The organism is Pseudomonas sp. GM49, from assembly GCF_000282355.1.
In the GTDB taxonomy this organism is placed as follows: Bacteria; Pseudomonadota; Gammaproteobacteria; order Pseudomonadales; family Pseudomonadaceae; genus Aquipseudomonas.
On the sequence record NZ_AKJL01000344.1, the window covers coordinates 1 to 11,603 of the forward strand.

The following is an 11,603-nucleotide window of genomic DNA, read 5'->3' on the forward strand; positions in this document are numbered from 1 at the left end:
GGCCGCCGGTGCCGGCGGTTGCCCGGCCTGTTCCAGAGAGTACGGTGCGACGAAGCTGTACCCACGCTGGGCCACTGTGATGATGTAGCGCTGACCCGCCTGACCGTCGCCGAGCGCCTTGCGCAACGCGGCCATGTGTACCCGCAGGTTGATGTCTTCGACCACGCTGTTGGGCCAGACCCGGGCGATCAGTTGTTGCTTGCTGACCACGTTGCCGGCGTGCTCCAGCAGGATCAACAGGATGTCCATGGCGCGCCGGCCCAGGCGCAAGGGATGGTCGGCCTCCATCACCAGGCGTTGTTCGGGGTAGACCCGGTAGGGGCCGAAATGCACAGCCTGTTCGGGGGAAATGGTCAACGAGTCGCTCCTGTTGCAACCGTCTGGTACGCGGTTTTCGAGCATATTCCTCAGGTTTTTTACGTAGCGCAATGCACCGCCCGGGTGACTGTTGGGTGCAGGCGCTGACTGTAGCGTATCGGCGATTGGCTGTCGGCCCCGTGAACATTGGGCGCGACAGATGGACAGGGCCTGCCGGGGCTTTTTGCGCGCCATGGAAAATTAACAACGTTTAACTCGTCCTGCATCCGGTCTGCGCTCAAAACTCTCTTCCTGTAGGAGCGAGCTGGCTCGCGATAGTGTGTCAGCCACCTGGGTGTCGACTGATACTCCATCGTCGGAACGCCGCCCGGAGCCAGCTCGCTCCTACAAGGGAATTCAACCCATCGCAAGGACAGAGCAATGAGCAACGTGGTGGTGGTCTATCACAGTGGCTACGGGCACACCCGGGTCATGGCCGAAGCCGTGGCCGCGGGCGTGGAACGGCACCTGGGCAGCACCTGCCAGTTGATCCCGGTCGAGGAAGTGGACGAGCACTGGGAGCGGCTGCACAACGCCGACGCCATCATCTTTGGCGCGCCGACCTACATGGGCAGCGCCTCGGCGGCCTTCAAGGCGTTCATGGAGGCCACGGCGGCGTTCTACCTGGCCCAGCCCTGGCGCGACAAGCTCGCGGCCGGCTTCACCAATTCCGGCTGCCTGTGCGGCGACAAGCTCAACACCTTGCTGCAGATGGCGGTGTTCGCCGCCCAACACTCAATGATCTGGGTCGGCCTTGACCTGCTGCCGGCGCGTTCCAGCACCGGCGCTTTCAACGGACAACTGAACCGATTGGGCAGCTCTCTCGGCGCCATGGCCCAGTCGAATGTCGAGCAATCCCCCGACGATGCCCCACCACCCGAGGATCGCTGCACCGCCGCGCACCTGGGCGAACGTGTGGCGCGCCTGGCGGATCGCATGAACCAACTACCGGTTTGATTCACCCCCCCCAACCTTCGTTAAGGAAGCATCACCCATGAGCACCTTCACCACCCGCGACGGCGTCGAGATTTACTACAAGGACTGGGGCACCGGCCAGCCGATTGTCTTCAGCCATGGCTGGCCGCTGAACGCCGACAGCTGGGAATCGCAGATGATCTTCCTGGCCTCCAAGGGCTACCGGGTTATCGCTCACGACCGTCGGGGCCATGGGCGTTCCAGCCAACCGTGGTTCGGCAATGACATGGATCATTACGCCGACGATCTGGCGCAGTTGATCGAGCTGCTCGATCTGCAAGACGCCGTGCTGTTCGGTTTCTCCACCGGTGGTGGCGAGGTGGCGCGCTACATCGGTCGCCACGGCACCGGGCGCGTGGCCAAGGCCGGGCTGATTTCCGCGGTGCCGCCGCTGATGCTCAAGACCGAAGCCAACCCCGGTGGCCTGCCGCTGGAAGTGTTCGACGGCATCCGCCAGGCCTCGTTGGCCGACCGTTCGCAGCTGTACATCGACCTCGCCAGCGGCCCGTTTTTCGGCTTCAACAAACCGGAGGCGAAACCGTCCCAGGGCATGATCGACTGGTTCTGGATGCAAGGCATGATGGCCGGCCACAAGAACGCCTATGACTGCATCAAGGCGTTCTCGGAAACCGACTTCACCGAAGATCTGAAAAAGTTCGACGTACCGACCCTGGTCGTGCATGGCGACGCGGATCAGGTTGTGCCGTACGAAGCGGCGGGCGTCTCCTCCGCCAGACTGGTGAAGGGCTCGACGCTGAAGATTTACCCGGGCGCCCCTCACGGTTTGACGGACACCCACAAGGATCAGCTCAACGCGGATCTGTTGGCGTTCTTGAAAGGTTAAAAAGCCAGTTCAAAAGATCGCTGCCTCCGCCAGTTCCTACACGCAGGCGTGCATGCCCGTAGGAACTGGCGAAGGCTGCGATCTTTTGCCGTTGCGGCGGACAAACTGACAGCGCCAGGCAAACGGATTGATGCCTTCGCTACGGGTGAAGATGTGGCAGAAGTGTGCCTGATCGCAGAAGCCGCATTCGAGGCTGATCTGCGTAAGGCTCATATCGGTGTACTGGATCAATTGCTTGGCCAGGGCAACGCGCTGCTGGCGAATCCATTCTTGCGGCGAGAGGCCGGTGCTGCACTTGAACGCGCGGGAAAAATGACTGCGCGACAGGGCGCAGGCCTGTGCCAGTTCAGTGACTTCCAGGCTGTCGCCCAGACGTTCGAGGATCAGTTGTTTAACCCGTTTTTCGCGTTGCGGGCTGAGGCCGCCGGTGTGGGGCTTGCGAGGTTCGCTGGCAGGTGCGCAGGCGGTGGTGTGGTGTGGGTAAGCCATGGCCATTGTCCGGTCGGGGAGGAAAAGCGCTGGCGCCCGGTTCGAGCGATCAGCACCGTTTCTCTGGAAAAAAACAGTTCTGCGCTGAGGGCTTCATTGTTGGAGGCGGCCCGAGTGGCTGACGAGTTAAACGTTGTTAATTCCATGCCCGAAGGTGTGAACACAGCACATCGCTGCAAGTGCAAGTATTGGCGATTGGCACAAGATGCTCAGCGTGGAGCGGGCCATAACGGACCGCCGGTTGGCTTGAAAAGGTGAGCAGATGAAACGGACGTGGCAGGGAGCGCTGGGCACCATCGGCCTGGTTCTGATATCCGCCAGCGCACTGGCCCAGGCGCCCGCGCAGGTGGGCACGCAAGTACCCGGTTACTTCCGCCTGGCGCTGGGGGATTACGAAGTGACGGCGCTGTTCGACGGCTACAACGATCTGTCGCCCAAGCTGTTGCAGGGCATGAGCCAGGGCCAGATCCGCGCACTGCTGGCCCGTCGTTCGATTGAAACCCCGGGTGTACAGACCGCCTTCAACGCCTTTGTGGTCAACACCGGCAAACAGCTTGTTCTGATTGATACCGGGGCAGGGCAGTGCATCGGTCCTACTGCCGGCCAGCTGCCGGCCAACCTGCAAGCGGCCGGCTACAAACCGGAGCAGGTGGACGCCATCCTGATCACCCACCTGCACCTGGATCACGTCTGCGGTCTGGTGGACGGCCAACAGCAACCGGTGTTCGCCAACGCCACGATGTATGCCGCCAAGGCCGAGGCCGACTACTGGCTCGATCCACAGGCATTGGCCAAGGCACCGGAAGCGGCCAAGGGCTTCTTCAAGGTGGCCCAGGACTCCACCGCGCCTTACGTTGCCGCTGGTCGTTTCAAGACCTTCACCCCAGGCCAGTCACCGCTACCGGGTGTGGTCGAGGCGCAACTGGAAGCCGGGCACACGCCAGGCAGCACCACGTACCGTTTCACGTCTCAAGGGCAAAGCATCCTGTTCATGGGCGACCTGGTACACAACCTCGCCGTGCAGTTCCTGCACCCTGAGGTATCGATCGGTTTCGACGTCAACAGCCGGCAAGCGATCAACAGTCGCAACCAGGTGTTCGGTGCCGCGGCCGCCAGCAAGACCTGGGTGACGGCTGCGCACCTGCCATTCCCCGGCATCGGTCATATCACCGCCCAAGGCAAGCATTTCGAGTGGGTGCCGGTGGAGTACGGGCCGTACAAACGAGCGGCAAACGTGCCGTTGATCGAGTAAAGTCCATAGCACTCGAGCCTGGCCGAACATACAAGGAACCCGTGTCTATGAACCGAAATGATCTGCGTCGCGTCGACATGAACCTGCTGGTGATTTTCGAAGCCCTGATGTTCGAAAAGAACCTGACCCGTGTCGCGGAAAAACTGTTCATGGGCCAGCCGGCGGTGAGTGCCGCGCTGGGTCGTTTGCGCGATCTGTTCGACGATCCGTTGCTGTTGCGCAACGGTCGCGGCATGGAGCCGACGGCGCGGGCACTGGCGATTCTCAAGGAATTGCAGCCGGCGATGGACACCATTTCCGGTGCGGTCAGCCGGGCCAAGGAGTTCGATCCGGCGACCAGTTGCGATGTGTTCCGCATCGGGCTGTCGGACGATGCCGAGTTCGGTTTGTTTCCGCCGTTGTTGCGTCAGTTGCAAGAGGAAGCACCGGGCATCGTCGTGGTTGTGCGGCGGGCCAATTACCTGTTGATGCCGGCGTTGCTGGCGTCGGGGGAGATCTCGGTGGGCGTGAGTTACACCACGGATTTACCGGCCAATGCCAAGCGCAAGAAGCTGCGCGATATTCCCTGCAAAGTGCTGCGCGGCGATACGCGGCCGGGAACGTTGACCCTGGATGAGTACTGCGAGCGGCCCCATGCGATGGTGTCGTTTTCGGGGGACTTGAGTGGCAATATCGATCTGGATCTGGCGAAGGTCGGGCGTAGTCGTCGTGTGGTGCTGGGGGTGCCGCAGTTCAGTGGGTTGCGGGCGTTGCTCGCCGGTACCGAGATGATTGCCACCGTGCCGGATTATGCGGCGTGTGCGTTGGTTGAGGGGTGTGGGTTGCGGGCCGAGGATCCGCCGTTCGAGATTGAGGCGGCGCAGTTGTCGATGGCCTGGAGCGGGGTGCATGACAATGATCCGGCGGAGCGGTGGTTGCGGTCGCGGATCGGTCAGTTCATGTCTGTGGCTTTGGATGTTTCCTCCTGACTGTGTATATATCCGTTTCTTTGGTAACGGCGGCTTAGGGTTTCGCCCTTACGGCGAGTCCCTTTTGGCAAACGCCCCAAAAGGAACCAAAAGGTCTCGCCCCTGACGTACGGCCCCTCGCTTAGGCTCGGGGTTCCTTCGCTCCGGCATTCATCCGGGGGCATCGCCTCCGGTCGGCTTCGCTCGACCTCCTCTCGATGTGTTCGGCTGCGCCGAACGGCGCTGCGCGCCTCCCCCCGGATGAACACCTCCACTCAGCCTGCCGAGGGGGCGGGTGGATCAAGATCAAGAGCTGCAGGCGAGCTAACGCTCGGCCTGATGAGTGGTGAAGAGCGAAGGTATACACCGCTCTGCCTTTGCTCTTCTGTGGGAGCGACGGTGCGGCGATCCGACTTGCTCGCGATGGCGGCCTGCCAGCCGACCAATCTCTCGCAGATACATGCAAATCAACCTGTGGGAGCGGGCTTGCCCGCGAAGGCGGCCTGCCAGCCGACCAATCTCTCACAGGTATACCAAATCCCCTGTAGGAGCGAGCCTGCTCGCGATAGCAGCGGGCCAGTCAACACCCATGCTGGATGTGATGCCGCCATCGCGAGCAAGCTCGCTCCCACAGGGAATGTGCAGTGTTTCGACCGCTCTGTTTAAAAGTCGTCAGCCTTGTTTCCTGAAAGCCACACCGCCTTGCGTCGTTGCCTACAACTACGCCAGAATCCGCCGGCTTGTGCGTCTTGTACCCGGTCCTTATCGTTTCGCGGTCGCTGCAAATTCAGCGACCGGGTTTAGCGACCTGACCAGGTATAAGCGCGACAAGGCTCCAGTCTCTATTGCACATGTTCGTATGTTTGCAATTTTCGACATGGTGGCTGTGCGCGGGAGACCTTCGGGTCTGCCGGGTCTTATACCTCCCGGTTCGCTAACCTGCGTACAGCTGCCACCCTTACTTGTTTAGCGACGGGTTCTGGTGGTTTCACCAGGTATAAAGGAGCTCCACCATGTTCAAACCCACTCCGAATCCCCCGAAAGACTCCGCCTCACCACACAACCCCAGCCCGATGTTTGTCATCGCCCCCGACATCAACACCGAAACCCTGTTGGCCCACGCCTGCGAATCCCTTGCCTCGGCCAGCATCATGGCCAGTGACCTCGCAGGGTTTCTGCAAAGCCCTCATCGCAACGCACTGCTGGGGATTGCGCAGATCATCATGTTGGGCGAGCTGGCGGTGAATCGGGCGCTGGATATTCTCGATCCGCAGGAATAACCGGGTAGAAGCAACAACAAATATACCTGTGGGAGCGAGCTTGCTCCGGGCGGCGTTCCGACGATTGCGGTGGTTCAGTCAACATCCATGCTGAATGTGATGCCGTCATCGCGAGCAAGCCCGCTCCCACAGGGCTCTATGTCGTTTGGTCGATCTCGGTCTTCCCGCAAACAGAGCACGTACATTCAATTTTTCCTCCCCCCGTCCCGGCACTATCGAATCCAGTCCCGGCGCATGGGCGTCGGTGGTTTTTCATTTGTGCGGGTGGGCCATGGACGCTTCGCGACGCGATGATCGGGCGCAAGACTGGGGGTTGCTGTTCCTGCGGGTCAGCGGCGGGTTGTTCCTGTTGTGGGTGCATGGTTTGCCCAAGCTGCTTCACTACAGTGCCGAGTTGCAAAACATCGAAGACCCTTTCCACATGGGCGCGAACCTGACGCTGATACTGGCGATTTTCGCCGAGGTGGTGTGCCCGCTGCTGATCGTCGCCGGGTTGCTGGTGCGTCTGGCAAGTTTGCCTATTCTGTTTTTGCTATGGGTGTCGATGTTGATCGTGCATCCGCAGTGGACCCTCTTCGAAGGCCAGTTCGGCTGGCTGTTGCTGATTGTGTTCACCAGCATTCTCATCGCCGGGCCGGGACGGCTCGCGCTCAATGTCCGTTTCGCCGGAGTCTTGCGTTATGTCTGATCTCAATCGCCGTGAACCGGCAAGTCCCGGGCCTGATGAGGTGGTGACGCTGATTGTCAAACACCGGGTCAAGGCCGGTTTTGAAGTGCCTTATGAAGCCTGGCTGCGCAACATCGTCAAGGTGGCCGCGCAGAGTGTCGGGCATTTGGGCGTGGATGTGGTGCGCGGCAAGAACGCCGGCCTCGACACCTACACCTGCGTGCTGCGTTTTTGCTCCACCGAGGCGATGCAGCGCTGGCTCGATTCGCCGCAGCGCCAGGAACTGGTCGACCAAGCCGCGCCGATGCTGGCCGATGGCGACCAGACCGAAGTCAATCCGGTCAACGAGTTCTGGTTCTCGCCCCAGGCCGAGGCCGGTACGCCACCGCCGCGCTGGAAGCAGGCCGTGGTGACTTTGCTGGTGATCCTGCCGCACACCTTGCTGGTGCCGCTGCTCTGGGGCCCGCTGCTACGGCTCAACGCCTTGCTCTCCAACTACGTGGTGGCCACGTTCCTGATCACCCTGACCATCGTGCTCTCGGTGGTTTACATCTTTATGCCCATGGCGACGCGTCTGTTCGCGCCCTGGCTGTCTCCCGCCACATTGCACGAGGAACCGTGATGAACGCCGATCTGATTCTGTTCAATGGTCAATTTCATACCGTTGACCGCGAAAAACCGCTCGCCAGCGCTGTGGCGATCAGCGACGGTCGCTTTGTTGTGGTGGGCAGTGATGCCGAGGCCATGGCCCTGCGTGGCTCGAACACCCAGGTAATCGACCTCAAGGGCCGCTGTGTGATCCCCGGGCTCAACGACTCGCACTTGCACCTGATCCGCGGCGGCTTGAACTACAACCTGGAACTGCGCTGGGAAGGTGTGCCGTCCCTGGCCGATGCCCTGCGCATGCTCAAGGATCAGGCCGACCGTACGCCGACGCCGCAGTGGGTGCGGGTGGTCGGTGGCTGGAACGAATTCCAGTTCGCCGAGAAGCGCATGCCGACTCTGGCCGAGCTCAACCAGGCGGCACCGGACACGCCGGTGTTTGTCCTGCACCTGTACGACCGTGCCTTGCTCAACCGCGCCGCGTTGCGCGTAGCCGGTTACACCCGCGACACGCCGAACCCTCCGGGTGGCGAGATCGTGCGCGACGCCAATGGCGAGCCGACCGGCATGCTGGTGGCGCGGCCGAACGCGATGATTCTGTACTCGACCTTGGCCAAGGGGCCGAAGTTGCCGCTGGAATATCAGGTCAACTCGACCCGTCAGTTCATGCGCGAACTCAACCGCCTGGGCCTGACCAGCGCCATCGATGCCGGCGGTGGTTTCCAGAACTATCCGGACGATTATCAGGTGATCGAGCAGTTGGCGAAGGACGAGCAACTGACGGTGCGCATCGCCTACAACCTGTTCACCCAGAAGCCCAAGGAAGAGTTGACCGACTTCAAGAACTGGACCGGCAGCGTGAAGCTGCACCAGGGCGACGATTACCTTCGGCACAACGGTGCCGGGGAAATGCTGGTGTTCTCGGCGGCGGACTTCGAAGACTTCCTCGAACCGCGCCCGGACCTGCCGCAAACCATGGAAGCCGAACTGGAACCAGTGGTGCGCCATCTGGTCGAGCAACGCTGGCCGTTCCGTTTGCACGCCACCTACAACGAGTCCATCAGCCGCATGCTCGACGTGTTCGAGAAGGTCAATCGCGACATTCCGTTCAACGGCTTGCCGTGGTTTTTCGACCACGCCGAAACCATCACCCCGCAGAACATCGAGCGGGTGAGGGCGCTGGGTGGTGGCATTGCGATTCAGGATCGCATGGCGTTCCAGGGTGAGTATTTCGTCGAGCGTTACGGCGCGAAAGCGGCCGAAGCCACGCCACCGATCAAACGCATGCTGGCCGAGGGTGTACCGGTCGGTGCCGGTACCGATGCGACGCGGGTGTCGAGCTACAACCCGTGGACTTCGCTGTACTGGATGGTCAGCGGTCGCACCGTCGGCGGCATGGAGTTGCACGCCGAAGGCTTGTCGCGCCTGACGGCGCTGGAACTGTTCACCCACGGCAGTGCCTGGTTCTCGTCGGAGCAGGGCAAAAAGGGCCAGATCAAGGTCGGGCAATTGGCCGACGTCGCCGCCCTCAGCGCGGACTTCTTCAGCGTCGATGAAGAGGCGATCAAGTGGATCGAGTCGGTGCTGACCGTGGTCGGCGGCAAAGTGGTGTACGGCGCCGGTGACTTCGAGAAGCTCGGGCCAGCCAGTCTGCCGGTGCTACCGGACTGGTCGCCGGTGGTGAAGGTGCCGGGCCACTGGCGCCCGACGTCGCCGATGCAGGCCCAGGTTCACCACTGCAGTGGGCCGTGCGCGGTGCATTCCCATAGCCATGAACGGGCGCGCCTGTCGAACGCGCCGGTCAGCGATTTCGCCGGTTTCTGGGGCGCTTTTGGCTGTTCGTGTTTTGCCTTCTGACCCATTTAAAAAAAGCGTCGGCCCAACAGGTCGGCGCTGACTGCGACAACCATCCATCAAGGAGTTTCCAATGAGCAACGTTCCGTACAAACGCCTGAACAAAGACGATGCCGTGGTATTGCTGGTCGACCACCAGACCGGTCTGATCTCGCTGGTACAGGATTTCTCGCCCAACGAGTTCAAGAACAACGTGCTGGCGCTGGGCGACATCGCCAAGTTCTTCAAACTGCCGACTATCCTCACCACCAGTTTCGACAGTGGCCCGAACGGCCCGATCGTGCCTGAACTCAAGGCGCAGTTTCCGGACGCGCCGTTCATTGCACGCCCGGGCCAGATCAACGCCTGGGACAACGAAGACTTCGTCAAGGCGATCAAGGCCACCGGTCGCAAGCAACTGATCATCGCCGGTGTGGTGACCGACGTGTGCGTGGCGTTCCCGACCCTGTCGGCCATTGCCGAGGGCTTTGAGGTGTTTGTGGTGACCGACGCTTCCGGCACCTTCAACACCACTGTGCAACAAGCGGCCTGGGCACGCATGTCGGCCGCCGGTGCACAATTGCTGAACTGGTTCTCCGTGGCCTGCGAGCTGCAAGGCGACTGGCGCAATGACATGGAAGGCCTGGCCAACCTGCTGTCGGAACGCCTGCCGAACTATCGCAACCTGATCAACAGCTACACGAAATTTACTGCGAAGTAAGACGTATACCTGTGGGAGCGAGCTTGCTCGCGATGGCGGCGTATCAGTCGACACATATGTTGACTGACAGAAAGCTATCGCGAGCAAGCTCGCTCCCACAGTGTTTTGTGTAAGCCGTGGATCAGCGACTCTGCAACCAACTCAAAAACCCTCCTCTCTTGACCACCACCGGCTTGGCCATCAACGCCATCCGGCTGTTCTGCTGGCGCACCGCTTGCAGCTTGTTCAACGCCCGGTCGACTTCCCGTCGTTGCGTCATGCAGTTGCGGGTCAGGGATTTGTCGAGGCGGTAGATGATGCTTGAGGTCATGGCGGTGAACCGTGCCTGGGATGGCGTGTCGGCGAGGATGCTTTGTTCGCCCATGACTTCACTCGGCCCCATGCGTCCGGCTTCGATCTGCATGCTGCCGTCGGGGACGGTGGCGCTGACCACGCCGGTGGCGATAACGAACAGGCTGTCCGGTACCTCATCCAGATCCAGCACCACCTCACCGGCTGCGTATTGCTGCGCCACCATGTTCTGGGCCAGGCGATCCCGTTTCTCGGCGCTCAGGGAACGGAAGATTTTCACTTCATCGAGCAAGGCCCGTGCGCGGGTCGACGGCTCGATCACGCCATCGGGTTGCCGGGAAATGCCTGCCGCTTCGAGGTGCCGATGGGCCAGGTCGAACAGTTGATTACGCACTTCACCCTTTTTGCCCAATTCGGCGATGAAGCCGCTGGCCACGTATTCGGACATGGTTTCGCCGGCCTCCTTGAGCACGGCTTTCGGCGCAGGATCGAGCAGCAGACTGCTACTGCCCTGAAGGGTACGGTCCAGGGCATCGAGTACCCGACGCGGGCGAATGTGATTGGGCACCTGAATGCTGATCGACACGCCGTGCATATTGGTCGGGCGGCTGAGGTTGACGATCTTTGCCTTGGCCGCCACCGAGTTCGGCACCACAGCGGTACTGCCGGCGCTGGTCAGCAGATGGGTGGCACGCCAATCGATGTCCAGCACCTTGCCTTCAATACCGTCGATGGAAACCCGGTCATCGACCTGGTACGGCTTGGTGGTGTTGAGCACGATGCCGGAGAACACGTCGCTCAAGGTGCTCTGCAATGCCAGACCCACCACGATGGCGACGACGCCGGAGGTCGCCAGCAAACCTTTCACTGGCAGTTCCAGCACGTAGCCGGCGCCGGCCACCACGGCAATCAGGAACACCAGTGCGCCGATGACATCCTGCAACAGCCGGCCGCTATGGCCGATGCGTCGCATCAGGGCCAGGCCGATCACTTCGGTCAGCACCCGCGCGGCGTACAGCCACCAGAGAATCCCCAGTGCCGTGGCCCCCAGTTGTGCCACGCGATCATCGGCAAACAACGGCGCCTGCAACGGGCTGACGCCGGCGTTGATGATCACTGTGCTGAACAGCAGAAACAGCACCAGACGCACACCGACCCGGCTCACCCGATGCTTGAATGGCGCGAAGTGCCAGAGCAGGGCGTCGATGGCCAGCAGCAGGGTGCTCAGGGAGAGCAGGTGACTGAGGAGAAAGGACATGGGGATGCTCCGGTAGAAATGAGGTCGTGCAGGTAGAGGGTGCTGTTGTGGGAGCGAGCTTGAACTGGCCTAATGATTTTGGACAC

12 protein-coding genes are annotated in these 11,603 nt (G+C 61.4%); 9 read left to right on the forward strand and 3 right to left on the reverse strand.

The features are described from left to right. The coding region (locus PMI29_RS00110; RefSeq protein WP_008004783.1) for a winged helix-turn-helix domain-containing protein at nt 1-357 on the reverse strand (357 nt) is incomplete at its 3' end. A 381-nt stretch (nt 358-738) separates the two neighbouring features. Here PMI29_RS00110 and PMI29_RS00105 point away from each other — a divergent pair. Then, nucleotides 739-1,314: a flavodoxin family protein gene (locus PMI29_RS00105; protein WP_008004785.1), complete on the forward strand. Its 576-nt coding sequence runs from the start codon at nt 739-741 to the stop codon at nt 1,312-1,314. A 37-nt stretch (nt 1,315-1,351) separates the two neighbouring features. Further along, complete coding sequence (locus PMI29_RS00100; RefSeq protein ID WP_008004787.1) at nt 1,352-2,176, forward strand: alpha/beta fold hydrolase; 825 nt, start codon at nt 1,352-1,354, stop codon at nt 2,174-2,176. A gap of 36 nt (nt 2,177-2,212) precedes the next feature. On the opposite strand, the gene PMI29_RS00095 is transcribed toward PMI29_RS00100, so the two are convergent. Next, entirely contained in the window at nt 2,213-2,665 is a 453-nt protein-coding gene (locus PMI29_RS00095) for a helix-turn-helix domain-containing protein (RefSeq protein ID WP_008004790.1), read from the reverse strand. Between the two features lie 262 nt (nt 2,666-2,927). Here PMI29_RS00095 and PMI29_RS00090 point away from each other — a divergent pair, with 262 nt between their 5' ends. The 7 genes from PMI29_RS00090 (at nt 2,928) to ycaC (ending at nt 9,968) form a co-directional block, all read left to right on the forward strand. Further along, on the forward strand, nt 2,928-3,917 hold the full coding sequence (locus PMI29_RS00090; protein WP_008004792.1) for an MBL fold metallo-hydrolase: 990 nt from the start codon (nt 2,928-2,930) through the stop codon (nt 3,915-3,917). A gap of 47 nt (nt 3,918-3,964) precedes the next feature. Then, nucleotides 3,965-4,885, forward strand: coding sequence for a LysR family transcriptional regulator (locus tag PMI29_RS00085; protein ID WP_008004794.1), 921 nt, complete (start codon nt 3,965-3,967; stop codon nt 4,883-4,885). 992 nt (nt 4,886-5,877) lie between these two features. Continuing rightward, nucleotides 5,878-6,144 (forward strand): DUF6124 family protein, encoded by a 267-nt coding sequence (locus PMI29_RS00080; RefSeq protein WP_008004795.1) that lies wholly within the window; start codon nt 5,878-5,880, stop codon nt 6,142-6,144. 271 nt (nt 6,145-6,415) lie between these two features. After that, nucleotides 6,416-6,832 (forward strand): DoxX family protein, encoded by a 417-nt coding sequence (locus tag PMI29_RS00075; protein WP_008004796.1) that lies wholly within the window; start codon nt 6,416-6,418, stop codon nt 6,830-6,832. Continuing rightward, the gene (locus tag PMI29_RS00070; protein WP_008004797.1) at nt 6,825-7,433 is read left to right on the forward strand and encodes an antibiotic biosynthesis monooxygenase; all 609 of its coding nucleotides are present in this window, start codon (nt 6,825-6,827) and stop codon (nt 7,431-7,433) included. Before PMI29_RS00075 ends, PMI29_RS00070 begins: the two co-directional genes overlap by 8 nt. Continuing rightward, entirely contained in the window at nt 7,433-9,271 is a 1,839-nt protein-coding gene (locus PMI29_RS00065) for an amidohydrolase (protein ID WP_008004798.1), read from the forward strand. Before PMI29_RS00070 ends, PMI29_RS00065 begins: the two co-directional genes overlap by 1 nt. 70 nt (nt 9,272-9,341) lie before the next feature. After that, nucleotides 9,342-9,968 carry an isochorismate family cysteine hydrolase YcaC gene (gene ycaC, locus PMI29_RS00060; RefSeq protein WP_008004800.1) on the forward strand — a complete coding sequence of 209 codons (627 nt, stop codon included), beginning with the start codon at nt 9,342-9,344 and terminating at the stop codon, nt 9,966-9,968. Nucleotides 9,969-10,089: 121 nt separating this feature from the next. Here ycaC and PMI29_RS00055 read toward each other — a convergent pair whose 3' ends face one another. Continuing rightward, nucleotides 10,090-11,517 (reverse strand): mechanosensitive ion channel family protein, encoded by a 1,428-nt coding sequence (locus tag PMI29_RS00055; protein ID WP_008004802.1) that lies wholly within the window; start codon nt 11,515-11,517, stop codon nt 10,090-10,092. Nucleotides 11,518-11,603 lie beyond the last annotated feature (86 nt).

Coding starts and splice junctions, on each gene's coding strand:
- PMI29_RS00100 (WP_008004787.1), top strand. CDS start 1,352: ATGAGCACCTTCACCACCCGCGACGGCGTCGAGATTTACTACAAGGAC.
- PMI29_RS00085 (WP_008004794.1), top strand. CDS start 3,965: ATGAACCGAAATGATCTGCGTCGCGTCGACATGAACCTGCTGGTGATT.
- PMI29_RS00055 (WP_008004802.1), bottom strand. CDS start 11,517: ATGTCCTTTCTCCTCAGTCACCTGCTCTCCCTGAGCACCCTGCTGCTG.
- PMI29_RS00090 (WP_008004792.1), top strand. CDS start 2,928: ATGAAACGGACGTGGCAGGGAGCGCTGGGCACCATCGGCCTGGTTCTG.
- PMI29_RS00080 (WP_008004795.1), top strand. CDS start 5,878: ATGTTCAAACCCACTCCGAATCCCCCGAAAGACTCCGCCTCACCACAC.
- PMI29_RS00065 (WP_008004798.1), top strand. CDS start 7,433: ATGAACGCCGATCTGATTCTGTTCAATGGTCAATTTCATACCGTTGAC.
- PMI29_RS00105 (WP_008004785.1), top strand. CDS start 739: ATGAGCAACGTGGTGGTGGTCTATCACAGTGGCTACGGGCACACCCGG.
- PMI29_RS00070 (WP_008004797.1), top strand. CDS start 6,825: ATGTCTGATCTCAATCGCCGTGAACCGGCAAGTCCCGGGCCTGATGAG.
- PMI29_RS00095 (WP_008004790.1), bottom strand. CDS start 2,665: ATGGCTTACCCACACCACACCACCGCCTGCGCACCTGCCAGCGAACCT.
- ycaC (WP_008004800.1), top strand. CDS start 9,342: ATGAGCAACGTTCCGTACAAACGCCTGAACAAAGACGATGCCGTGGTA.
- PMI29_RS00075 (WP_008004796.1), top strand. CDS start 6,416: ATGGACGCTTCGCGACGCGATGATCGGGCGCAAGACTGGGGGTTGCTG.